Source organism: Bradyrhizobium zhengyangense (assembly GCF_022012555.1).
Taxonomy (GTDB): domain Bacteria; phylum Pseudomonadota; class Alphaproteobacteria; order Rhizobiales; family Xanthobacteraceae; genus Bradyrhizobium; species Bradyrhizobium zhengyangense.
In genome coordinates, this window is sequence record NZ_JAKLTZ010000005.1 from 214,456 (window position 1) to 237,999 (window position 23,544).

Sequence of the window (23,544 nt, forward strand, 5' to 3'; positions counted from 1 at the left end):
TGCCAGCTCCCTTACGCGCTTGCGATCGTGTGGATCGCCTCGCGCACCTGCTGGAAGGTGCCGCAGCGGCAGATATTGGTGATGGCCTCGTCGATGTCGGCGTCGGTCGGCTTCGGCTTCTCGTTCAGGAGCGCCGTCACCGCCATGATCATGCCGCTCTGGCAATAGCCGCATTGCGGAACGTCCTGGGCGATCCAGGCCTCCTGCACCTTATGCAGCGTCGCACCGGAGCCGAGCCCTTCGATGGTGGTGATCTTCTTGCCCTCGGCCTCGGCGACTGAAATCCCGCAGGAACGGGTGGCGACACTGTCCAAGTGCACGGTGCAGGCACCGCATTGTGCGATCCCGCAGCCATATTTGGTCCCGGTCAGGCCGGCATTCTCGCGGATCGCCCAGAGCAGCGGCGTATCCGCCTCGACATCGAGCGTGAAGGTTTTTCCGTTGATTGTTAGGTTTGCCATCGCAAGTCCCCTGATTGGCCCATCCACCGATGGACTCGGGGGCGCAATGTGTCCGGCAAACTCGAACCTTTCAAATCAAGACTCTGAGGGGCAGGTATCGAAGATTCTCGCGACTGCGGGAAGATAGTGGATCGGGCGGTGTTGCGCGCTTTGAGATGGCCACGCGAAGGCCCGCGCTGGGTGAGCAACTGCCGGTTCCAGTCGTTGCTGCCGGCGCGGCCGCAGCGCAAAATCAGCCCTGACGTCCCCAAAATTCAGGGCTGACCCTGCGGGCTCGCTTGACAGTGCGACAACCTGGGGGTGATCGTTTCCGGGACAACACGGGGGCGCCATCGATTGCGGCGATTCCAGCGGACTTCCAGGCCTGTCGGCGATCAAGATCGGCATTGCTACGAGAATAGCTTTTGCGGAGGGGGGGTGCGGCATGTCAAGGAAGGTGATCGGCTGGATGGTCGCGGCGATCGTCGCGATTGTTCTTGTCTTCAATTATCTGCCCTCGTTAGTCGCCGACTCCATCTACAAGAATGTCGACGACACTACCGATGGTGAGATGCCCGCCACCGTCACCTCCTTTGAAGCGGGACCGGATGTCGTCAGCACGATTGGTGGCAGCGGGGAGGGGTTGAATTGCAGCCTGCCTGCTCTGACCAACGTCTTCTTCGATGGAAGCAGGGATTCCAAGGGCAAGCGTCATCTCGTCCTGCAGCGCTTCCGGCAGGCCTGCGTGTTCCATGACCTCTGCTACCGCCACGGCCTCGCTACCTATGGCTATAACCAGAACGATTGCGACCGCATCCTGCAAAATGCGGCGTTCCGTCTGTGCACCTATATTCGCAACGGCAGCGGGACCGGCAGCGCTACGCGCTGCCAGACCGATTCGAAGATGGTCCTCGCAGGCGTCAGTATGGGTGGATACAACGCCTTTCGCGGCTGGGATCGATCGACCTATTTCGAGTTCGAATCCGATCCGTTCCGCTCGGATGGTTTCCAGGCGAGCCGCGTCGTGGATCATCCGTTCAAGGCCGTGGATCCCGTCAAATATCGCAACGATCCGGACCAAGTCATCCTGTCGTTCGAGAACGTTCGATCCGACATCGCCGTAACCTGCATGACTTGCGGACAAATTCCGGTGTTCGAATACACGCAGGACCCGAACGAGGTCGACGCCGAACTGCGCTCGGTCGGCGTGACGAAGCTGCCTGAGGCATTGCTCAAGCGCGAGCCGATGCTCTCGGAGACCGTGCCGATCTGGCTGCCGCCGCGTCGTCATCATGCCGCGCCGCATTTGCTGGTCGACAGTGCGGGCAAGAACCATCTGATCTGGATGAGCCGCAACAATCCGCAGGACACGATGTCCTGCATCGTTGGCGCGGATGCCGCGCGGCTTCTCACCAATACGCTGCCTCGGCGGGATCTCTGCTCGAAAGATGCCGGTTCGTCGTTGACCATGGTGGAGGTCGACATGTTCGCGACGTCTCCGCTCCCGATGGAAATTCCGGGCGCGAGCGAACCGATCTACGCGACCGCCATCAGCCCGCAGAAGACGGTCGACAATGATCTTAGCTTCTGCTCGCGTTCGGCATCGAGGCCAATCGATCCATCCGGTCATGACGACCAGTCCAAATGCATCAACTTCTCCGGGGATGACGTCAGCAAAGGCGCAGCGCTCGGCGCGTTCCAGGACTTTCCGGTCATTCGTCCCGGACAGCAGATCGTCTTCGCGCGAGATGTTGACCAGCGGACGAACTCGCCGTTGACGGCGATCTGGCAGCGTGTGCTTGGCGATACCTATTCACCGGGTGGTGCGCTGCTCGTGATCGACGTCGCGCCCCCGGCTACGCCCAAGGGACCTGCGTTGGCCAAGCTGAAGAAGATCGTCCGGTTCAATATCGACGATCGGTTCGATCCGATGATGCCGATCACGCGCAAGATCGATGATCTGCGTTTCCTGAGCCTGGAGGCATCGAAGGAGACCGTGCGCGTCCGGACGATCGATTTCGCCAAGGATAATCCCGCCGTCGGTACCGTCCGGCTGACGATGGAGGGCAAGGACCTTGATCTGGATCGCTCCTGGGCTGCACGGCCTATGATGGTGCTGGAGACCCGGGATGTTCAGCCCAAGACGAAGCTGGTGTTCTCGCGCGGTGAAATCGCAATCGACCCGGACAAGCCCGTCTCGCCGGATGCGACGACGGAAGCACTGACATTACAGACGCTGGTCTTCGAACGCGACGTCGCGGCGCCTTCGGATGCGCCATTCGTGAAATCGGCCGGGGCGGCTTGCAGGATCACCTATGAGTTCGCGCCTGGTCACACCGACTGGCCGTGCTACCGCGCCTTCGATTCTGATCGTTCGATGCGGGCCTCGCCGGCTGCGCGAATGCAGGGGGCACAGATGCTGATTGGGCATCTCTCGAAGAGCGCGGGCCACGCCATCGCATTTCCTGACGCCTGCCTGAAGTCGGAGCCGATCATTCTCGCCCCACAAGGGGACACGTTCGTGTCTGTGAGCGACTCTGCGGGTTGGGCAGGTCCACCCAAGCTGCGGCGCACGATCACATGCGAGCCGCTCGATACGGCAACCATCGTCAGCCAGCCGATCGCGCAGAAGGCGCCCTGAAGCACAGCCTATTTCACTGCCAGCCGCAAAAAACTCATCACGCTGCCGAGCCCGGCAAAGCCTGCGCCGAGTGCTAGCGCAACGGTGGCGCCGTTGTGACCGGCCATGGCAAAGCACGCCGCGGCAAGCGCGGCGCCGGTCGTCTGACCGGTCAGGCGCGCCGTGGCCACGATGCCCGAGGCGCTGCCGCCGCGGTGTGGCGGGGCGCTTCCCATGATCGCCTTCATGTTCGGCGCCTGGAAGAAGCCGAAGCCCATGCCGCAGATCATGATCCGCCAGATGATGTCAGGGATGCTCGGGCTCGCCGGAAGCAGCGCCAGCAGCGCCATGCCGAGGCCGAGCAGAATGAGGCCGATCCCGCCCAAAAGGCCAACCGGATGCCGGTCGGAGAGGCGCCCGGCGATCGGCGCCATGATGCCGACCACCAGCGGCCACGGCGTCATGAAGAAGCCGGTCTCGACCTGGGAGCGGCCGAGCACATCCTCGAAGTAAAAAGGCAATGAGACGAAGGCGAGGCCTTGCACGGCGAAGGAGCAGACCGCAGTTGCCGCCGACAGCGCGAACATCGGCCGCGCGAACAAATCGATCGGCAACATCGGCGCGGGATGATCGGCGTGACGTCGCGTCAGGATGAAGCCGAGCACCAGGGCAGCGATCAACTCGATGCCGACGACGACAGGCGACAGATTGTGCGCGGCGCTGCCGATGCCGATGATGAACAGGCCGAGGCAGGCTGAGGCGAGGGCAGCGCCAACAAAATCAAAATCGTGATCAGCGCGCGGCGTCTTCGGCAGCATCGCAAAGCCGATGCCTGTTGCGATGAGGCCGAAGGGGATGTTGACGGCGAACAGCCACGGCCACGGTCCGACCGCGAGGATCGCTGACGCGATCGACGGGCCGAAAGTGAAAGCGGTGGCTACCACCAGCGCGTTATGGCCGAAGCCGCGGCCCTGCATCCGTCCGGGATAGACGAAGCGCACCAGCGCGGTGTTGACGCTCATGATGCCGCTCGCGCCGAGGCCCTGAAGCGTGCGCGCGACCAGCAGGCTCTCCAGCGACCACGCCACCGCGCAAAGCAGCGAGGCGATGGTGAACAGGATCAGCCCCCCGAGATAGATGCGCTGGTGCCCGACGATCTCGCCGAGCGCCCCGAGCGGCAGCAGCGTCGCCACCAGCGCGATCTGGTAGACATTGACCACCCAGACCGATTGCTCCGGGCTGACATGCAGATCGGCGGCGATGGCCGGCAGCGCGATGTTGGCGATCGCGGTGTCGAGCGAGGCCATCGCCAGCGCGGTGAAGATCGCGGCAATCGCCCAGCGCCGCTGCTCGGCCGGCAGGCCATCGGCTTTGGGATGATCGGGCTCGCGCGCAGCGGCAGGTAACGTTGATGTCATTGCCTTGCGCGTTCTCCGACAGCGTGGCTCAAATGGTCTAGGGCATGTACTACGCCTGAGGCTGCTTCCACAGGCTTATGCTTGCATGCATTGTATGCGCGAAGATCAGGCGCCGCTCTCGGAAGGGGATCACCATGCACATCGTCGTTCTGCCGGGAGACGGCATCGGACCGGAGATCACGGCCGCGACATCAGGCGTGCTGCGCGCGGCGTCCGAGCGCTTCCAGCTCAACCTGCGGCTGGAAGAGCATGCGGTAGGGCATGCGAGCCTGAAGCTATCAGGCACCACGGTGCGCCCCGAGCTGCTCGACAGCGTCCGCGCCGCGGACGGCCTGATCCTGGGGCCCACCGCGACCTTCGACTTCAAGGACGAGGCGCATGGCGAGATCAATCCGTCCAGGCACTTTCGCAAGAACCTGGACCTCTACGCCAACATCAGGCCCGCGCGCACCTATGCCGGGCGGCCCGGCAGGCTCGGCGATTTCGATCTCGTCGTCGTGCGCGAGAACACGGAAGGCTTTTACGCCGACCGCAACATGGAGCAAGGCAATGGCGAGATGCTGGTCACATCAGACGTCGTGATCTCGCTGCGCCGGATCACGCGCCTGTGCTGCGAGCGCATCGCCCACGCTGCCTGTCGCCTGGCGATGAAACGACGCAAGCATCTCACCATCGTGCACAAGGCCAATGTGCTCAAGATCGGCGACGGCATGTTCCTCGACATCTGCCGCGCGGCGGCGAACGCGTACCCGGGCCTTGCTGTCGACGACGTCCTCGTCGACGCCATGATGGCGCATATGGTGCGGAGCCCCGACCGCTTCGACGTCATCGTCGCCACCAACATGTTCGGGGACATCCTCTCCGATCTCACCGCCGAGCTCTCCGGCAGCCTCGGCCTCGGCGGCTCGCTCAATGTCGGCGACCGCTATGCCATGGCGCAGGCCGCGCACGGCTCGGCGCCCGACATCGCAGGCCAGGACGTCGCCAATCCGGTCTCGCTGATCCTGTCGACTGCGCTGCTGCTGGCCTGGCACGGCGAGAGGAACAATGCGGTGCGCTACGAGGAAGCGGCGCGCGCGATCGAGGCGGCGGTGGCGAAGGCGCTCTGGGCGGGCAGGGCGACGCGCGACGTCGGCGGCAGGCTCGGCACGATCGCAGCGGCCGCTGCGATCGCCGAAATCCTGCAGGCGGAGTGAGCCGCAGCTGCTTTTTGTCAGACGGCCAAGATCAGAAACCGAAAACAACCCCATGCACAGTAGAACGGTGTTTGAACGACAAGGGCTTTTTCAGACGCGGACGCGACGACCCCCTGAATCGCGTCGACGTTGACACGTCGGGCAAAACACCGGCACGATGTCATCATGGCGGTCGATCCGGCTGGGCGAGAGGAAAGCGCAGGGAGGTCACAGCGCCGACGACCTATATATCAGGTTCAAAGGCCGCGTTCGGCGAGAAGCTGATCCTGTCGCCGGCGAACACCGCGAGCGAGGACTTCTCCGAGTTCGGCGCATCTGGCGTACCGTTGATGATGTTCAATATCGGCGTCTATGACCCGGATGCGTGGCTGGCCGCCAACAAGAGCGGAACGCCGCTTCCCGGCAACCATTCCCCGCTGTTCGCGCCGGTGCCGAAGCCGACCATCCAGACCGGCATCACCGCGATGACGCTCGCCGTGCTGAGCGCGTTCGAGCAAAGGGCGAGGGGGCAGTAACGGCTGGTCCTGCGAGTAGCAGCCACTTAGCCGCCGCTGCCGTTCCGCCTCGATTCCAGATAGAATGCGCATACGGACGGGAGGGAGGATGATGCTTTCCCGCCGGAAACGTCCATCACTCTTCCGGCACGCCAGCGAGGCGGAAGCCTTCACACACGCGCTCGACCCCAGCAAGGAAAGTTGGATTGTCGCTTTGTTGAGCAGTGACGAAGCGACGGATGGTGAAACGAGAGTTGAGCGCAAGTCCTGTTCTTGCAGCAGTTTGCGCCTCATCGAGGGCGCCGGTCAGGCCTAACGCAGCGGCGAGCGCCAAATGAGCGATCGGAAAGTTGCGATTCGCCTCAGTGCTTCGTCGTAGCCAGCTGACCGCTTCGACGTCCAAACCCAGTTGTAACTTGGCCACGCCTACAAAACACGCCCATTGGTAGGCCTCAACGTCGCGAGGGGAGAGACGTAAAGCGTCGAATATGTGGCCTTCGGTCTCGGCAGCACGCCCCATATAGAATTTGGCAAAACCGATGGCAGCATGAGCGCTGGCGATGTTCGAATTCAGCGCCAACGCATGCTCGAATTCACGGACGCCTTGGGCGGCCCGGTAGGTAAAGATCTGGACCCACCCCCGAGCCAAGTGGGCTGAAGTGCGGTTCGGCCTGATCGACAATGCCTTATTCACCATCGCCTCGGCCGCTGCAAACCGCGCAGGCGCATCATCCGTCGTAAAGCTGGTTCCAACTGCCGTATCAACATTTGCCAGGCCAATCATTGCTTCGACGTTGCCGGAGTCGTACGCCAGAGAGCGTTCGAAGAAGCTCCGCGCTTGCGTTAAGCATTCAGGGCTAAACCCCTTCATCAGCCAGGCCCGGCCCTGGAAGTATAGGTCCATCGCATCGGGATGCAGCGTACGCTCGGCTCGTTGCGCCTCAGCCTCGATGAGCTGGCGACCTAACGTATTGGCGAGCCAGGATACGATTTCGTCCTGCAGGTCGAACAGGTCGACGACAGACTTCTCGAAGCGCTCCGCCCAAAGATGCTGGCCGCTGATAGCATCAATCAACTGCACGTTCATGCGAAGCCGCTTGCCGCTGCGTTGCACTGAACCTTCGAGCACGTAGCGAACGTTCAATTCGCGGCCGACTTGCCTTACATCGACTGCTCTACCCTCGTAGGAGAAGGCGCTGTTCCGTGCGATTACAAATGAACCAGCGATGCGCGACAAGTCTGTAGTCAAACTCTCGGTTACACCATCCACGAAATAGTCCTGCTCACGATCAGCGCTAAGGTTCGTGAAGGGTAGCACGACGATGGATAGGCGCGGCGGTGCGCCGCCGGTTCGCTCGACCGAGCCAATCGTCTCTATTGCCGAGTTCTCGGCTTCCCGCACTGCGCCCACGAAGCGGAAACCCTTGCGCGGGAGCGTCTTGATCAGGTCCTGTTTCTCACCAGTATCGCCGATTGCACAACGGGCACCATTGATGCGCGTCGTCAGCGCGGCATCCGAGACGATGCGACCATTCCAAACGCCCGCGATGAGCTCGTCCTTACTGACGACGCGGTCCCTGTTCCGGATCAGATAGTTCAGAAGGTCGAATACCTGCGGCGCGACAGAGATGGTCTCGGCTCCTCGCCGCAGCTCCCTCCGTTCCGTATCCAGCGTGAAAATCGAAAAGGAGTAAAGCAAATGCATCCTCCTGCGGTCCGATCGCTCCCCGTGGAGCCGATATGTAAGCAGACGGTAAGAAGAATGGAAGGCGCCTGTAAAGCGCTTCCCATGACCTTGGCGCATCCTCGTGCACGGCTGAAAAATATGAACTGCTTGCGGATATCACGTCACGAGGGAGGATGTCATGAGGCGGATGGCTGCACTGACGTGGGCTGCTACTGCAGCCAGGCTTTTGATCTGGGTCGTATGCGTTCTCGCCTCCGCGAGCCGCGCTCACGCCCAATGCTCGGCGCGCGATGTGTTGCAGAGGCAGTTAGTGCTCAAGGCGGCGCCCGTTGTCCCGACACGCATGGGTCCGGTAACGTCCGTTTCGGATGTTGCCGAATGGAAAACGATCAGCATCGGGACGTTCCCGGATACGTTTGCTCTCCTCACCGCGCTGAGTGCGATTGGTTGCGGCGTCGGTAACTCGGCTGCGGAGGCTCTTGCACGACCTGCGTTTACGCTCAGCGGTGTCAGAACGGCGGTAACACTTCTGACGGTGACCGCGGCCGATCTGGGTTTCAGGGGTGAGACGGTGCCGTTGCGGCAAATCTACGAACTCGCGCAGCAATTGGGCTTCGGGCTTGCACCGCCCGAAATCGCTCCGCAGCTCAGACTTCAATATCTGGACCAGCCCGTAGGTGAGTTTCTCGTCATCGGGATGAATCCGATCCGGACATGGACTGGTGAAGAGGTCATCCTGACCGTGGCAAATGGGGGAGCAGGTCTCATTCTCATCGGCCAGGATGGTCGCGCCGAGGCGGAAATACCCGTGACCTCCCGCTTCGTGTTCCTGCGCTCCTTGCCCATTGCGCCAGCTGCGCTGAATCGAAACTGATTTTACGAGATGGCCGAGGTGACGAAATGCTGGCGATCAGAGCGGTGAAGCGCTTGGCAGCTCAAATCTGCCTGGTGCTGGTGTCCACCGCGACGTTTGCGCGCGACGACGGGCGCTATGCGAATTCCCCGCTGAAGCCCTGGTTCGAGAGTCTGCAAAGCGAATTCGGGAAGTGCTGTGAGGACTCCGACGCCTACGTGGTCTCCGAGCCGAATTGGAAGTCCGATCACGGACAATATCGCGTTCGCATCGACGACGAATGGGTCCTGGTGCCAGACGGCGCTGTCATCAAGCAGCCCAATCTTGCCGGACGGACCATGGTCTGGAAGCACTACATCGACGGACATCCGCGTGTCCGTTGTTTCATTCCGGGTAGCATGACGTGATACGTCGACGATCGTCTATGAACCACGCGTATGATCCAAGATCGATGGTCTGGTCCACCCTTGGGATCGGTTGCTCAGTTTGGTTAGAGCAAGAGGCTTCGTCTCCTTGTTGTTGCGGTGCCTACATCCGGAAGTGGCCCGTCTGGACCTTACCGCGACAAGTCCTAATGCCTGGTGTCTTAGGAGGATCAGTGGGAATTCAGGCGCGGCCATCCAGCGCTCGTGACCTCTACCGAAAGTCAGTCGGTCCTAACTGACCGTCCACAGTTGGCAGATATCGCAGCCATTCACCGGACCGGATGCCTCGAGGGTCAAGACCTCGGTGCGAGGCGACGTAGTCGATCTCGCCGCGCGTGGTGCCGATATCCATCAGTTCTCCGTCGCTCAAGTCGGACAAGGTAGTGCTCAATTTCTGGCGTCGGCGGCGCTCCTGAAGGGCATCCCAACATTTCCAGATGAAGCTGGTGACATGCCGGGTCGATACAAATGTCCATTCCAACCATGCCGGGCCATGCATCGTGGTCATTTCGGTGTCTCCTGGACGGTGTTTTGCACCGACCGGAGAGTGGCGCGGGATTAGCGGGGACGCTTAACCGGCAGCTTACATTTTCCGTACCGACGGCTTATTCTCGCGATTTACGGTGGGCCAGGACGCCACCCCGTCCTGGCAAGGCTCATCCAACGGGATTCGCATCTTGCGCTATCTCTTTGCAGAGTACGTATTCGATACCGACCGACGCGAACTGCATCGCGGGGCGGACGTCGTCTCCGTCGCACCACAGGTGTTTGACCTCATTGATTACTTGATCCGCAATAGGGAGCGAGTTGTCAGCAAGGATGACCTCATCAAAACCATTTGGAATGGCCGTAGCGTATCCGATGCGGCGCTGACAACCCGCTTAAACGCCGCCCGGGTTGCAATTGGTGATTCTGGCGACGAACAGCGCTTCATCAAGACACTACAGCGCAAGGGCTTTCGTTTCGTTGGAGCTGTTCGGGAAGCGAAGGAACCGGCAGAGGCAATAGTTGCCGACGATCAGGTGGAAGTTCAGAAAGTCGATCTTGCACTCCCCGACAGACCTTCCATCGCCGTGCTGCCGTTTGAGAACATGAGCGGCGAGCCGGAGCAGGAATATTTTGCGGAGGGCATGGTAGAGGAGATCATCACAGCGCTGTCGCGGTTTAAGTCTCTGTTTGTCATCGCACGTCACTCGACCTTTACGTTCAAGGGAAAAGCCGTCGATATCAAGGAAATCGGACGCAGGCTCGGCGTGCGCTATGTCCTCGAGGGGTCTGTGCGGAAGGCGTCGGGGAAGGTTCGCATCGCAGGGCAGTTGATCGATGCGGTTACAGGTGCGCATCTATGGGCGGAAAGGTTTGAGCGTGACCTTGCCGATGTCTTTGCCCTCCAGGACGAAGTAGCGGTCGCGGTTGTCTCGGCTATTCAACCGAAGATGATTCAAACAGAAATTGAAGTGGCGACGCGGAGGCGACCGGAGAACCTCACCGCGTATGACTTGTTCCTGCGATCCATGCAGCAGTATTACCTGACGACCCGGGAAAGTTTGGCCGAGGCGATCAGGCTGGCTCATTGCGCTTTGGATCTGGATCCGAGATTCGGGTCTGCAGCGGCGCTGGCAGGCGACTGCCATGCGAGCAACGTCGCCTTGGGCTATACCAACGATCCTCAGTTTGACCGCAAGGAAGCAGTCCGGCTCGCTCGTTTGGCATTAAGGATCGGTGATGATGATCCAGATATCTTGTCGCGGGTTGCGGTGATCCTGGCGGGCATGGTCGGCGATAGTGAAGCCGAGATTGAAATGGCTGACAGGGCGGTCGCACTCAACCCAAATTCATGGCGTACTTGGAACAACAGAGGCTGGGTCTATACGATGGCGGGTCTGCCGGAGGAGGCGATACTTAGCTTTGAACGCGCAATTCGCATGAGCCCGGTAGATCCGCTGCTACACATGACGTTTCTTGGCATTGCGCATGCCCTTATAGCACTTCGGCGCTTTGACGAGGCAATCGTCGCACTGAAGAGAGCCCTTCGTCATAATCCCTCATTTTTCCCAGCTTGCCGCGGCCTTGCGTCCGCCTTCGCCCATCTAGGACGCGACGTTGAGGCGCGTGCTGCGGCGGCGCGTGTGCTTGAGATCGATCCTTCCTTTACAATATCGGCGCATATCGCCCGGTCTCCCAAAAGCCCAAAGCTGTTTATTGAGGGGCTTCGAAAAGCGGGATTGCCCGAATAGATCGTCCGTGATGTCGAAGCCAGACCGCTGTTGAGAAATGTCGACATGCGTTCCGCATGGTGGCGGCGATCAGCAGGCGGTCACCGCTCCGCAGCAGCAATCTTCTACGCCATCGTCGCAGCAACCTGTAGCGCAGCCGTCGCCCCGAACCTAACTTTGGCGATGTCAGCTTGTGTGCGCATAGCCGATGAAGATCGATGTCGGCCGTTCGGCCACTGTTGGATGCAAAGCGGACGTGTCAGATTTATGGGGACACGCCCTGGTCTCCCCCACGAAGCGGGAATTGATCCTCGTCGATGCGGATGTCTCGCGCAATTTCGAAAGCGTGCGGTCGCCGGAAGTTCCGTCACGCTGTTGATAAAAAGTCATCCAGCAAGATGAACCCGCATAGGCGTCGCAATTTTCGTGAGCTGCATCGCGCGAGCATTCGTTCAAGACTCGAGACAATGGTTGCTTGACAGCCATTCTCATCTCCAGCAGTCTCAGGTTGAATAACCTTCCAATGATTTTTGCTTTGCTCGTTTGATGTCTTGGGAACCAAACGCGGAGCATTCATATGACGGTTGTTCCTCCCGCCAGTGGAGTCACGCTCCACGATGGCGATACGATGGATGTCAGTGGCGGCATTTCCGTCGATCGCACATGGATCCTGACTGGTGGTTCGCAGACAGTCGGCGGATCCTCCACGACATCCACGGCAACCAACACGAACATCTTTGGCGGAGAGCAGGACGTCGTCTCCAATGGCCTCGCCAGCTATACGACCATCTACCAGGGCGTCCAGCGCGTTACTGGCGAATATGTCCATGAGGGTCCGTCCCCCGGCAGGGCTGATCATACCGCCATCGATGGCGGCGAGCAGGACGTCGACACCGGCATCGCAACGGCGACGAGGGTCAATTCGGGCGGCATCCAGAACGTGACCAATGGTGGTAGCGCCAGCGGCACCATTGTCGAGGCCGGCGGTGTGCTCAAGGTTTCGGGTGAAACCCTGGAAACGGCGCCGGTGTATCCGCCGCCGGTGATCCAAAGCGTGGCGACCGCTGCAACCATCAACTACCAGGGAGAATTCGACCTCACTGGGGGCGGAACCGCAGTGAACGCCATCGTCCATGGCGGTGTCATGACGGTCTCCGGATCCATACCCGATCCATTCGCCAACGTTCCAGGCCAGCCGGCCGTCGACGCCAGCACGGCGATTGGCACCACCATCGAAAATGGTGGAACCTTGACGGTATCGAACGGCGCGTTGGCATCCGGCACGATCCTCCAAAACTTCGCTACGCTGAATGTGGATGCAGATGGCACAGCGACCGGCACCACAATCAATCTGGGAACGATGCAACTATCCGCCGGCGCGACGGCGACCGACACGGTCGTCAATCTAGGTGGCGCTTTCATCGTACTCGGGAATGCCAGTTTTTCGGGGACGGTCTTCAATGCGGGCAGCACCTTCGAGATCGGCGACGGCACGATTGAAAACGGATTTACGGTTGCGAATGGGGTGACGTTGACCGTTCTGGACGGCGGCGTTCTCGAGAACAGCATTGTCTCCGCAGGCGGAACGCTCATGCTTGAAGGTGGCGCGACGTTCTCCAATACCACCTTCGAGAGTGGCGCAACGTTTGTCGTTGACTATGACTATGCGGTAGACGGCTTCACCGTAGCGAACGGCGTCACGTACAAGGTGATCGGCGCAGCCACGAACACGACGATTTTGGTGGGCGGCAAGCAAATCGTCGGCAACTTCGGCGAGGGAGGCTCCGCGACCAACACCGTCATCAATGGCGGCGAACAGGATGTCGAGCTTCTCGCCACCGCGAGCAACACCACGATCAACATGGGCGGCATTCAGCATGTCGCCGGCCTTTACATCCATGATGAGCCGGGACCAGGACGGGCGGATCACACCACCATCAATCATGGCGGCGAACAGGATGTCGACACCGGCATCGTCTCGTCGACCACAGTCAATGCCGGCGGCGTCCAGAATCTCACCAACGGGGGTATTGCCAGCGGCACCATCGTCGAATCTGGCGGTGTCATCAATGCGTCGGGAGAGACCGTCTATTATTCGCCCGGCGGCTATTACGCCACCGTCATCAGAAGCGAATTCGATTCAGCTGACGTCGAGAGCGGCGGCCAATTGCGCCTGACCGGGGCGGGGATCGCCAAGAACGCCACCATCGATGGCGGTGTGATGACGGTTTCGGGTTCGATACCGGATCCTGTGACGAACGACCCAAGTTTACCGCCCGATCCAAGCGCACCGGCGGTCGACGCCAGCGAGGCGACTGGAACAATCCTCAATTCCGGTAGCGTTTCCGTCTCGGACGGCGGCATCGTCACCTCCACCACCCTGAACGGCGGCACGCTTGACGTGCTCGATCAGGGCACCGCGAACGCTTCGACAATCCATCATGGCGCCACAGAGCTCGTGGAAGCAGGCGGCATTGTCGGCGCAACCACGATCGCTGGAGGGACGCTTGACCTCAAGGCGGGTGCAATCGCTGACGACGTGATCACTTTCTCCGGCCAGGGCACGTTCAGGATCGAGCAGAAGCTGGTCTCGGGCCCATCGACCTTCGCAAGCGCGATCAAAGGCATTGCGCTCGGTGACCAGATCGACCTTTCCGGGCTGTCCTATACAAGCGGTGCAACGGCGACCGTGTCCGGCACGACACTTACGGTCAGTAACGGCACGGCGAGCGAGACTTTCATCCTGGCGGATACGTCAGTCACGCATTTCGGCATCACGAAAGACGGCGCCGACGGCATTTTGCTAACGGCGGACACGCATCAGACCGGTCCGACGATGATCAACGGTCCGGCGTCGGGTTATGCGATCATCGAGGGCACGACGGGCAACGACATCATCCATGCCTATGGAATGTTCAATATCATCCACGGCAATGGCGGCAACGACGCGATCTACGCCGGACTGTACGCCACTGTCGATGTGCCAAGTGGCGACAGCACCGTCTATCTCGAGGGCTTCGACAACCGTGTCACCGGCGGCGACGGCAATGTCACGGTGAAGGGGGCGACAGGCGCGACCACGATTGCGCTCGGCAATGGCAACGACAGCATTGACGCCAGCGGTTACGGAAACATCATCACGCTGGGTAACGGCAAGGATATCGTTCATCCGGGTGACGGCGCGAGCACGACGACATCAGGCAATGGCAACGACCAGGTGACGCTCTCCGGATTTGGCAACAAAGTCGTGCTTGGAAACGGCGACGACGTCGTCACGGGCGGAGGCGGTGCCAATAGCGTTACTCTGGGCGACGGCGACAACACCGTGAATCTCGACGGGATGGCCAACCAGATCAGCGTCGGTTCCGGAACAAACACGATCATAGCCGGCAACGGAGTGGACAGCGTGGTTGCTGGCGCGGGCCACGATACGATCACCCTCGGCGGGGTCGCCAATCACGTGGTGCTCAACGATTCCACGGCAAATGTGACGAACCAGGTCGGCCAGGACGTCGTGACCGCCAATGGTGGATCGGATCAGTTCAACTTTGTCGGATTCGGAAACCAGGCGAACATCAATGGCCCGGCCCATGTCGACATCACCGATCACAGCTCGGGTCTGACCGTCTCTGTCAACTCCGGCAACCAGATCGATACGATTGCCGGATTTGGTCATGATCCGCTCGGTGTCATCGATCTTGCAAACGGCGTCGGCAATTACCACTCCATCGCCGATATTGTGGGCGCGCTCAGGAGCGATGGCCATGGCGGGACGGTGCTTGCGCTGGGCAGTGTGCCCAACGCCGGGTCGATCGATTTCGTCGACACCGCGATCAGCCAATTGCACGCATCGAACTTTGTGATCGTGTAGAACTCGGCTTCCAGGCAGTGCGTTGCGAAGGCTGGTGACGGGCTCGTTCGCTCCCCAGAAAGCGGCCGTTCCCCGATCTGCGGCACGTCAGTACCTCTGTCTCACATCTTTGCGTGGTGTTGACCCTGATCAAAGGTTCGTCCCTGGGACCCGTCACGTTGAACGGGTCAGCGTTCGCACGGGAGGTAACAACATGATCTTCAACGTCAGGCGTCTTGGGTTGGTCGTGGCGGTGGCTCTGTCAACCGCCGCACCACTGTCGGTACACACCTCGTCCTCAACACTTCCATCGGTCTCGATCGACCGTGCTGAAGCGAGAGTGGGGCGACCGCTGACGCCGATGAGCGTCGCGGGCGTGAACCGCAGGGTGCATCGGCGCGCCTATTACGGCGCAGCGGCGGTCGGAGCTGCCGGGGCTTACGGTGCGTATGGCTACCGGAGGGCCTGCGGATATTATCCTTATCCGCCTTGCTATTGAGGCGCGTGAGGTTCGTCGCACACAGCGGCGAACCTCGGGTGATCTCAAGCATCGACTCGCGCGCGATTTCAGTCCCATCGGCGCTCAGGCGCCACGCTGCGGCGTGGCGGGTTGTCCGCGTGGCAAGCTTTCGCGGGTTGACCCGCTTCAGCAGTCGCGGCCCTAGAACTGAAGCCTCCGCAAGGGCGCTTCCGCGGTCGCGCGGCCATGATCATCATATTCTACCGCAGATTGCCGATTTCGTTTCGGAGAGAGTATTGTATGATCGGTCGATAGAGTTCGGACATAGTCTGTAGCCAAAGAGGCTTCCTATGAGCGCCGACTTCGCTCCTGCGGTGGTGATAAAGTATTTTTCCAGTTACACCATCCATACGCCGGGAGTAGCGGAGCGGGTCGATTCCTGGGATTTTCTCGAACGCGAGAAACGGGATGCTGAAAGGCATCGGGAGTCGCAGAGGCTCTTTGCTGAATTTGCCGACTCGACGAAGAAATACGGGCGCGTCGCCGTAGAGACTGATCGCCGACAAAGCAACGTGAAGGGAAAATTCTTTTCCGATCTTGGCTTCGACACAGTGATCGTTACCGATAACAAGCTGCTCATTGCCGAGCCTGCTGTCGCTCTGACGATCATCAAGAGCGAATTCGCCGGAATGCTGGAGCGAATGAGGCAGGGCGGACAAATCAGCATCAAGATTGGAGAGCGTGAGGTCATTGTTTCGGACCAGCGCGAGCTCCAGACAGCCGTTGAGGCGGTGGAGCCACTCCTGGCGCCGAAGGTCAGGGCAAATCCTCCCGCTTCGCTCGTTCCCGCCAGCGAGCGCCAGATCAACATTTGGATAGGAGGGGGGAAGGTGGGCCTGAAGCAGGCCCTGAAGATTGGTGAGACTTATCTTCTCAATTTCAGGGTCGGGCAACCGGTCAGCGGCAGCCTGACATCTGGAGAAGCGGCAGCGGTCAATCCGAACGATGTTCCGCCTGCGGGATTACCGACCGATTGGTTGATCGTTGCTCGGGGCGCTGAACTCGCCGCCGGCACCCCCGATACTGAAACGAAGGTTGAAACCGTCGGCGGCGTATCGACCTGGAGCGGCCGCTTCAAGGTTCTCATTCCCAAAGAAGGTGACAGTGCAACGCCGCAGCTTCGGATCAAGCCGTTGCAAGCCTCTCCAGAGATCGATGTCTGCATCACAGCGCGGAGAGAGGAAGGGTTTCCGAGGTTCAACGAGACCTATCGGCAATTCAGGATCGAACTCGTCGCCGACGACAGTCCTGACACGGCGCCTGTCGAGCCGGTCCACATCGCCGACGAGATCATGCCGACGGCAACAGTCCACGTTGGCCTGGGCACCACGCATGAATGGACGACGCCTAACGGGATCCTGGGCGTCGCGGTGCTGGGGCCGCAGGCCTATGTGCAAGGCTTGGCCGGCACCGAGCAGGTGGATTCGCTGGAGCCATGGCTCGGCGTGCCGGCTCAAGTCAGTGGGAAAATTCAGAACGTTCGGGACGCAGCGGAGGAGATGCGGGCTGCGTGGGAACACCACTTCAACAATATCGATCCGGCGGATCTTGCTGGTCGCCTGACGCGCTGGAGCCAGCACCAGGGGGGACCCGAATATAGTTGGAGCTCACTCGGCAATTACGCGGATCCGTCGCACCAACAGGAGTGGGACAAAATGGCCGCCAGCCCGGAGCTGCGCAAGGTCGCGCAGCACGGTCGACTGTTATTTCACGCATTCTTCCCGCGCAATTCCAATCTCAACCAATGGATCGCCGCGCTCGTCCCAGGAGCGCGCTTGAATGTTTCATGGACCCCAAAGGCCGGTGCAGGGTTTATTCCGCACGTGCCGTTCGGTCTGATGTACACGGCTGACGTGCCGCCTGAGGGGCAGCCGATCGATCCGATGGGCTTTCTCGGCCTGAGGTGCCGGATAGCTTACACGTCCCACGTTGCGGCCCCGGCATCGCGATCTCTCGGCGCACTTGATGCAACGCATCGAGCTCACTTCCTCTATTGGGGCGACGCTCCCACCGACGTGACCGGACAGGAGGCACAATGGCAGCGTGCGCAGTGGAGCGCCTGGCAGAACCAGGTTTTCGTTCCTCACAAGGTGCAGAACGCCAAGGCGGAATTGCTCACGCTGCTGAACGACCCGCAGCCGTCGCCGACCTCTGTCCTTTATCTCTTCTGCCAATGTAGTACCGGCGCCGGCAATAATCCGACGCTGCGCTTCGGCAGCACCAACGATCCTGCCAACGTCGTCGCGCAAACGGATTTCGGAACGTCTGTGCTGGTTGACAGACCGCTGGTGTTCGCGAACGCCTGCACAACGGCGGCCGCCGATCCCTATATGGCCAACGATCTGGAGGAGGCGTTCTTCGAGCGCGGCTGTCGCGCCTATATCGGCACCGAAACCAAGGTTCCGATCGTGTTCGGCAGCCGCTTCGCGGAGATCTTCTTTCGATTTTTCTATCGTCTGGCCGATCCCGATCCGATGGCGGCCGGGGAAGCTGTGACGCAGGCGCGCCTTTTCCTATGGACTCACTACCGCAACATCGGCGGGCTTTTTTACAGCTATGTGAACCAATACGATCTGTTTCTTGCGCGTGAGGACGAGGTTCTCGCACTTCGCGGATGAGGACACCATGGAAACGATCAAGGCGTTCCTGCAGGCGAATACCGACGATCGCCTGACCATGGCATTGGACGATAGCAACGGACCTGCGCTCGGTCGTCTTCTTGGCGAGCCTGCCTATCTGGAGCTGCGCGCACTCGCGAAGGAGTGGTTTGACGGCTTCCATCTAGCTCCCGCAGACCCCAAGAACGTCATCTTCGTTCCTGGCATCATGGGCTCGTTGCTCATGAACAGCGCCAAGGGAGGGATTTGGTGGCTCGACGTTCGCACGCGGAATTTCATCGACAGCCTCGGCTTGTCCTCAGACGGGACAGGGGAAGCTGATCCTGACAACACGATCGCGCCTGTGACGGCCGACCCGAGCTACACGCCGTTTCTCTCGACGGCGCTCAAGCAGAGCGGCCTCAACCACGAGATCTTTCCTTACGACTGGCGCAAGTCCCTGCTCCACAGCAGCGCCGCACTGCGAGATCTTGTGCTGAAGCTGCATGGGCAGAATGGCGGCAAGAAAGTTCATCTCGTCGCTCACAGCTTGGGCGGGCTGATGGTGCGCACCGCCTTGATGCAGCACGCGGCCGAGCTTTGGCCGAGGCTCGGCAAGATCGTATTCATTGGAACGCCTCACTACGGTGCAACCGCGATCGCCGGCTACTTGAAGAACCATCTGTGGGGCTTCGAGCTGATGGCTGTGCTCGGCGAATATCTCAGCCGCCCCACGTTGCGGTCCTTGTGGGGCGTGATCGGCTTGCTGCCGGCGCCTCGCGGCATTTATCCCGGCACACGCGAGAACGACCCCAGCCCGTGGCCGTCGGAAGATCCAGGCGATCTCTATGTTCACCCGTGTACCAATTTCGATTTTTACGACGCCCACGCGTGGAAACTGGACCTCGACGTGGCAGCCACTGCGAACCTGCAACGAATCCTTGACGCTACGGCCGACCTCCATCGGCGCCTTTACGAGACGCATCGCAATCTGGATCAGGAAAAGCGTGATCAGATGATCGTGATTGCCGGCGTGGGTTTTCAAACGCTGTTTCGTCTCTCCTACGAACCCGGATTCTTCGGCCTTTGGGAAAAGACGAGCAAGGTTTTCGACCGGGTCGTCAACGATCCTCACCGCGAAGGCGATGGCCGCGTTCCGCTTGCATCGGCGCGACTGGAGAATGTTGGCGACACTCGCTACGTTTACGGCGTGCACGGCGGGTTGACCAACATCGAAGCCGTGTACACGGACGTCTTCCGGTGTCTGCAGAACCAGCCGATGCAGTTGCCCAGGAGCGTCGCCGGAGCGCTCAGCGGACATCTCGCGGAGCCGACGGTCAGCAGGGCTCCGCACCTGGACGGTACCGCAACCGCGGCACCAGGTGGTGATGACCCCGGCTTGTGGCATCTCCAAAATCCGACTCCGGAACGGATGCGGGAACTGGAAGCCATGCTTGCGGCCGACGGCCTGCCGGGCTTTGGCCGCTTGCATCTGCTATGAAACGCACGGCGCGCAAAAGCGCACCTGTGCCCACCCTATGGCGGCGCGCAATGTGAGAGCGGATCAGAATTGACCAGCTTGCGCCCTAGAACTGATACCGCCTCAATCCTCCGTCCACCGGGATCACCGTGCCGGTGATGTAGCGCGCCACGGGCGAGGCCAGGAACACCGCGAGTGCGGCGAGGTCTTCCGGCTCGCCCCAATAGCCGACCGGAATCTCCTCCTCGGCAAAGCGCTCGCGATAGTCGGGCGGATAGTTGCGGCGGATCTGTTCGCTCATGATGCGGCCGGGCGGGATGCAGTTGATGGTGATGCCGTGCTCGCCGATCTCGCGCGACAGGCCCTTGGCCCAGGCGTGTACGGCGGCCTTGGCGGCGAAGGCGGCGTTGAGGCCTTCCGGCTCGGACTTACCGGTGATGTTGACGATGCGGCCCCATTTGCGCTCGATCATCTGCGGCAGCAGCGCATGGGCGATGCGGCGGTAGCTGGTGAAGTTGAGCGCGAACGCCTCGTCCCATTTGCTGTCGGGCGCGTCGACGGGCAGGGGGCGGCTGCCGCCGGCGTTGTTGATGAGGATGTCGACATGGCCGAGCTCGCTCACGGCGAAGGCTGAAATCTTTTCCGCTGCATCCTTGGCCATGACGTCCTGCTCGAACGGCGTGATCAGCCCGCCGCCGACCTCCTGCACCAGCTCGGCGAGCAGGTCGGTGCGGCGCGCCACGCCGACGACGCGCACGCCTTCGGCAGCGAGGCCCTTGGCGATGGCGCGGCCGATGCCGATGCTGGCTCCGGTGACGATAGCGGTTTTCGATTTCAGCCCGAGATCCATGGTCACACGCTCTCTTGATTGGTTCTTGCTTTTTGCTTTCCTGCCCGTCCCGCTGGCCCCTACCGAATTGCCTGAGCGGGACGAGCAGTGGTAACCAAGAGGCCTCGCGAAGGAAACACCAAAAAGAAAAGGCGCAGGCCATGGTCTGGGATCCGCAGCAATATCTGAAATTCTCCGGCCACCGGCTCCGGCCCGCGGTCGACCTGTTGATGCGGATTCCCGATGTCGGCCCGCGTACGGTCGCTGACCTCGGCGCCGGTGCCGGCAATGTCACCAAGCTCATCAAGGAACGCTGGCCGTCCGCCGCCGTCACAGGCGTCGAGGGCTCGGCCGAGATGGTGGCTGCAGGGCGCAAGGCCGCGCCGGACGTGGAATGGTCCCATGAAGACCTCGGCCATTGGCGTCCCGCGAAGCAATATGACGTGGTCTATTCCAATGCCGCACTGCACTGGCTGCCCAATCATGCGGCACTCTTCCCCTCTGTCATGGAGAAGGTCGCGCCCGGCGGCATGCTTGCAGTGCAGATGCCACGCAACTTCCTGGCGCCGTCGCATGTCCTGATCGGCGAGACCGCCCTGAACGGGCCCTGGCGGTCCAAGGTCGAGCACCTCGTGACGCCGCCGCCGGTCGAGGGGCCGGCCTTCTATCACGATCTTCTCGCTCCGCTCGCGCAGAACATCGACATCTGGGAGACCGAATATCTTCAGGTCCTCGAAGGCGAAAATCCCGTGAAGGAATGGACCAAGGGGACCTGGCTGACACGGTATCTCGACGTATTGCAGGGCGACGAGAAGGCCGCGTTCGAGGACGCCTATGGGATGCGGGTCGCGAAAGCCTATCCGAAGAATGCGGCGGGGCAGACGCTCTTCCCGTTCCGGCGCCTGTTCATCGTCGCCCAGCGCAAGGGTTAACGCCATTTCGGCGATGCGACATAAGCGCTCGCTCCCATCGGTGGAGCGGGCGCCGGGTTGCGCGTGCGACCGCCGCCAATATAGCCTCGCTGCGGCAAAGCTTCGCTGCGGCAAATTGGGCTTAGGTCTAGTTGTTCGGCTTGCGGATTGCTGCCACTACTGACCTGCAAAACAAAAAAGAACACGGTTTTCTAGGGTTGTTGGGAGGTCCTTCATGCGCAAACTGCTCTTTGCGGCCGCCGCGGCCGCGCTCGCTTTGGCCCCTGTGGTCGCCGAGGCTCAGAGTCCGATCATCATCAAGTTCAGCCACGTCGTCGCCAACGATACCCCGAAGGGTAAGGGCGCGCTAAAGTTCAAGGAACTGGCCGAGAAGTACACCGACGGCAAGGTCAAGATCGAAGTCTATCCGAACTCCTCGCTCTACAAGGACAAGGAGGAGATCGAGGCGCTCCAGCTCGGCTCGGTGCAGATGCTCGCGCCCTCGACCGCGAAATTTGCGCCGCTCGGCATCAAGGAATTCGAGGCGCTGGACCTGCCCTGGCTGTTCAAGGACGACGCGACCTATTCCGCCGCGATGAAGGGCACCGTCGGCAAGTGGCTGTTCCAGAAGCTCGAGGCCAAAGGCATCACCGGTCTCGCTTATTGGGACAACGGCTTCCACATGGTGTCGTCGAATCGTCCGCTGGCGAAGCCGGAGGATTTCAAGGGCCTGAAGTTCCGCATCTCCGGATCGAAGATCGCCGACCAGTATTTCCGCCTGATGGGTTCGATCCCGCAGATCATGGCGTTCTCCGAAGTGTACCAGGCGCTCCAGACCGGCGTGGTCGACGGCTGCGAGAACACCGCCTCGAACTACCTGACGCAGAAGTTCTATGAGGTGCAGAAGGACATCACCGTGTCCTATCACGCGCATCTGCAATATGCCGTCATCGTCAATTCGAAATTCTGGTCCGGCCTGCCGCCTGACATCCGCAGCCAGCTCGAGAAGGCGATGGCGGACGCGACCGACTACACCAACCAGATCGCGCACCAGGAGAACGAGGACGCGCTGGCCGAGATCAAGAAGTCGGGCAAGACCACGCTGCATTACCTCACCGATGCCGACCGCAAGGCATGGCAGGAAGCGATGCGGCCGACTTATACTTGGGCCAAGGGCCGGGTCGGGCAGGAAGTGCTCGATGTCATCGCCAAGGAACTCGACGTCAAGATGAACTGACGCGGTTTCCGGCAAGAATATACCAACGGTCGGGAGTGCAGGCACTCCCGACCGTTTCGTATCGATAGGGGGGCTTTGATTTGCTGCGCGTGCTCAACCAGCTGCTCAATCATCTCGAAGAATGGTTGATCGCGACGCTCATTGCGGCCGCAACCGGACTGATCTTCATCGCCGTCGTGCACCGTTACGGTGCGGGCGAATCGATCGTGTTCTCGCGATGGGCCACCGCGCACGGGCTGACCTGGCTGGCGTCGCTGTCGATGGTCGTGTTCACGTTCCTGTCCGAACTGGATCTGTCCTGGGCGCAGGAACTCTGCATCTACATGTTCATCTGGATGGCGAAGTTCGGCGCCGCCTATGGCGTGCGCACCGGCATCCATGTCGGCGTCGACCTGCTCGTCAACCGGCTGCCTGAGCATTCGCGCAAGCACGTCATCCTGTTCTCGCTGCTGTGCGGCGCGCTATTCACCGGCATGATCGCCGCCTTCGGCGCCTCCTTTGTCTCCGAGATGTTCAAGACCGGCCAGCAATCCAACGACCTGGAAGCGCCGATGTGGTTCGTCTATCTGGCGATCCCGCTCGGCTCCGGCCTGATGTGCTTCCGCTTCCTGCAGGTCTCGTGGTTCTATTTCTGGACCGGGCAGCTGCCGCATCATGACGAGACCCATGTCGAGGGCGTGGAGGCCGACGTCTCGCCGGCGCTGCATCCGCAGCCTGCCGGCGCCGCCACCAGGGCCGCCGCGCGAAAAGTCTCGCCGCTTGGCGTCATCC

Annotated in this window: 17 protein-coding genes and 1 pseudogene; 12 read left to right on the top strand and 6 right to left on the bottom strand. The window is 61.0% G+C overall.

The window, feature by feature from the left end:
• Positions 1-11: 11 nt before the first annotated feature.
• Positions 12-461 (bottom strand): (2Fe-2S)-binding protein, encoded by a 450-nt coding sequence (locus L6639_RS21165; RefSeq protein WP_237863564.1) that lies wholly within the window; start codon positions 459-461, stop codon positions 12-14.
• Positions 462-885: 424 nt separating this feature from the next.
• Between L6639_RS21165 and L6639_RS21170 the strand changes: the two genes are divergently transcribed.
• The gene (locus L6639_RS21170) at positions 886-3,081 is read left to right on the top strand and encodes a hypothetical protein (RefSeq protein ID WP_237863565.1); all 2,196 of its coding nucleotides are present in this window, start codon (positions 886-888) and stop codon (positions 3,079-3,081) included.
• An 8-nt stretch (positions 3,082-3,089) separates the two neighbouring features.
• Here L6639_RS21170 and L6639_RS21175 read toward each other — a convergent pair whose 3' ends face one another.
• Positions 3,090-4,478, bottom strand: a complete 1,389-nt coding sequence (locus tag L6639_RS21175) for an MFS transporter (protein WP_237863566.1) — start codon at positions 4,476-4,478, stop codon at positions 3,090-3,092.
• Between the two features lie 134 nt (positions 4,479-4,612).
• Here L6639_RS21175 and L6639_RS21180 point away from each other — a divergent pair, with 134 nt between their 5' ends.
• On the top strand, positions 4,613-5,674 hold the full coding sequence (locus tag L6639_RS21180; RefSeq protein ID WP_237863567.1) for an isocitrate/isopropylmalate dehydrogenase family protein: 1,062 nt from the start codon (positions 4,613-4,615) through the stop codon (positions 5,672-5,674).
• A gap of 71 nt (positions 5,675-5,745) precedes the next feature.
• Complete coding sequence (locus tag L6639_RS21185; protein WP_237863568.1) at positions 5,746-6,189, top strand: zinc-binding metallopeptidase family protein; 444 nt, start codon at positions 5,746-5,748, stop codon at positions 6,187-6,189.
• 115 nt (positions 6,190-6,304) lie between these two features.
• On the opposite strand, the gene L6639_RS21190 is transcribed toward L6639_RS21185, so the two are convergent.
• Positions 6,305-7,873 carry a winged helix-turn-helix domain-containing tetratricopeptide repeat protein gene (locus tag L6639_RS21190; RefSeq protein ID WP_237863569.1) on the bottom strand — a complete coding sequence of 523 codons (1,569 nt, stop codon included), beginning with the start codon at positions 7,871-7,873 and terminating at the stop codon, positions 6,305-6,307.
• 160 nt (positions 7,874-8,033) lie between these two features.
• Here L6639_RS21190 and L6639_RS21195 point away from each other — a divergent pair, with 160 nt between their 5' ends.
• Together L6639_RS21195 and L6639_RS21200 are read left to right on the top strand one after the other, a co-directional pair.
• Positions 8,034-8,729 (top strand): hypothetical protein, encoded by a 696-nt coding sequence (locus L6639_RS21195; protein ID WP_237863570.1) that lies wholly within the window; start codon positions 8,034-8,036, stop codon positions 8,727-8,729.
• Between the two features lie 26 nt (positions 8,730-8,755).
• On the top strand, positions 8,756-9,115 hold the full coding sequence (locus L6639_RS21200) for a hypothetical protein (protein ID WP_237863571.1): 360 nt from the start codon (positions 8,756-8,758) through the stop codon (positions 9,113-9,115).
• A 229-nt stretch (positions 9,116-9,344) separates the two neighbouring features.
• On the opposite strand, the gene L6639_RS21205 is transcribed toward L6639_RS21200, so the two are convergent.
• Positions 9,345-9,641 (bottom strand): DUF1127 domain-containing protein, encoded by a 297-nt coding sequence (locus L6639_RS21205; protein ID WP_237863572.1) that lies wholly within the window; start codon positions 9,639-9,641, stop codon positions 9,345-9,347.
• A gap of 169 nt (positions 9,642-9,810) precedes the next feature.
• Between L6639_RS21205 and L6639_RS21210 the strand changes: the two genes are divergently transcribed.
• A complete protein-coding gene (locus L6639_RS21210) occupies positions 9,811-11,370 on the top strand; it encodes a winged helix-turn-helix domain-containing tetratricopeptide repeat protein (RefSeq protein WP_237863573.1) in 1,560 nt (519 codons plus the stop codon).
• Positions 11,371-11,535: 165 nt separating this feature from the next.
• Here L6639_RS21210 and L6639_RS21215 read toward each other — a convergent pair whose 3' ends face one another.
• Entirely contained in the window at positions 11,536-11,835 is a 300-nt protein-coding gene (locus L6639_RS21215; protein ID WP_237863574.1) for a hypothetical protein, read from the bottom strand.
• A gap of 91 nt (positions 11,836-11,926) precedes the next feature.
• Here L6639_RS21215 and L6639_RS21220 point away from each other — a divergent pair, with 91 nt between their 5' ends.
• From L6639_RS21220 to L6639_RS21235, 3 genes are all read left to right on the top strand, one after another.
• On the top strand, positions 11,927-15,220 hold the full coding sequence (locus L6639_RS21220) for an AIDA repeat-containing protein (protein ID WP_237863575.1): 3,294 nt from the start codon (positions 11,927-11,929) through the stop codon (positions 15,218-15,220).
• 789 nt (positions 15,221-16,009) lie between these two features.
• Positions 16,010-18,337, top strand: a complete 2,328-nt coding sequence (locus L6639_RS21230) for a C25 family cysteine peptidase (RefSeq protein ID WP_237863577.1) — start codon at positions 16,010-16,012, stop codon at positions 18,335-18,337.
• A 7-nt stretch (positions 18,338-18,344) separates the two neighbouring features.
• Positions 18,345-19,817 carry a lipase family alpha/beta hydrolase gene (locus L6639_RS21235; protein WP_237863578.1) on the top strand — a complete coding sequence of 491 codons (1,473 nt, stop codon included), beginning with the start codon at positions 18,345-18,347 and terminating at the stop codon, positions 19,815-19,817.
• An 85-nt stretch (positions 19,818-19,902) separates the two neighbouring features.
• Here the strand turns inward: L6639_RS21235 and L6639_RS21240 are convergent, their stop codons facing one another.
• Positions 19,903-20,646: an SDR family NAD(P)-dependent oxidoreductase gene (locus L6639_RS21240; RefSeq protein WP_237863883.1), complete on the bottom strand. Its 744-nt coding sequence runs from the start codon at positions 20,644-20,646 to the stop codon at positions 19,903-19,905.
• 140 nt (positions 20,647-20,786) lie between these two features.
• Here L6639_RS21240 and L6639_RS21245 point away from each other — a divergent pair, with 140 nt between their 5' ends.
• The 3 genes and pseudogenes from L6639_RS21245 to L6639_RS43090 form a co-directional block, all read left to right on the top strand.
• On the top strand, positions 20,787-21,557 hold the full coding sequence (locus tag L6639_RS21245; protein ID WP_237863579.1) for a methyltransferase domain-containing protein: 771 nt from the start codon (positions 20,787-20,789) through the stop codon (positions 21,555-21,557).
• A 214-nt stretch (positions 21,558-21,771) separates the two neighbouring features.
• Positions 21,772-22,773, top strand: a complete 1,002-nt coding sequence (locus L6639_RS21250; RefSeq protein ID WP_237863580.1) for a DctP family TRAP transporter solute-binding subunit — start codon at positions 21,772-21,774, stop codon at positions 22,771-22,773.
• A gap of 260 nt (positions 22,774-23,033) precedes the next feature.
• A pseudogene (locus L6639_RS43090) lies at positions 23,034-23,375 on the top strand (TRAP transporter small permease); the annotation flags it as partial.
• Between the last annotated feature and the right edge of the window lie 169 nt (positions 23,376-23,544).

Bases quoted from the DNA above. Each gene is read 5' to 3' on its own strand.
- L6639_RS21165 (WP_237863564.1), bottom strand. From the start codon at position 461: ATGGCAAACCTAACAATCAACGGAAAAACCTTCACGCTCGATGTCGAG.
- L6639_RS21170 (WP_237863565.1), top strand. From the start codon at position 886: ATGTCAAGGAAGGTGATCGGCTGGATGGTCGCGGCGATCGTCGCGATT.
- L6639_RS21175 (WP_237863566.1), bottom strand. From the start codon at position 4,478: ATGACATCAACGTTACCTGCCGCTGCGCGCGAGCCCGATCATCCCAAA.
- L6639_RS21180 (WP_237863567.1), top strand. From the start codon at position 4,613: ATGCACATCGTCGTTCTGCCGGGAGACGGCATCGGACCGGAGATCACG.
- L6639_RS21190 (WP_237863569.1), bottom strand. From the start codon at position 7,873: ATGCATTTGCTTTACTCCTTTTCGATTTTCACGCTGGATACGGAACGG.
- L6639_RS21195 (WP_237863570.1), top strand. From the start codon at position 8,034: ATGAGGCGGATGGCTGCACTGACGTGGGCTGCTACTGCAGCCAGGCTT.
- L6639_RS21200 (WP_237863571.1), top strand. From the start codon at position 8,756: ATGCTGGCGATCAGAGCGGTGAAGCGCTTGGCAGCTCAAATCTGCCTG.
- L6639_RS21205 (WP_237863572.1), bottom strand. From the start codon at position 9,641: ATGACCACGATGCATGGCCCGGCATGGTTGGAATGGACATTTGTATCG.
- L6639_RS21215 (WP_237863574.1), bottom strand. From the start codon at position 11,835: ATGGCTGTCAAGCAACCATTGTCTCGAGTCTTGAACGAATGCTCGCGC.
- L6639_RS21220 (WP_237863575.1), top strand. From the start codon at position 11,927: ATGACGGTTGTTCCTCCCGCCAGTGGAGTCACGCTCCACGATGGCGAT.
- L6639_RS21230 (WP_237863577.1), top strand. From the start codon at position 16,010: ATGAGCGCCGACTTCGCTCCTGCGGTGGTGATAAAGTATTTTTCCAGT.
- L6639_RS21235 (WP_237863578.1), top strand. From the start codon at position 18,345: ATGGAAACGATCAAGGCGTTCCTGCAGGCGAATACCGACGATCGCCTG.
- L6639_RS21240 (WP_237863883.1), bottom strand. From the start codon at position 20,646: ATGGATCTCGGGCTGAAATCGAAAACCGCTATCGTCACCGGAGCCAGC.
- L6639_RS21245 (WP_237863579.1), top strand. From the start codon at position 20,787: ATGGTCTGGGATCCGCAGCAATATCTGAAATTCTCCGGCCACCGGCTC.
- L6639_RS21250 (WP_237863580.1), top strand. From the start codon at position 21,772: ATGCGCAAACTGCTCTTTGCGGCCGCCGCGGCCGCGCTCGCTTTGGCC.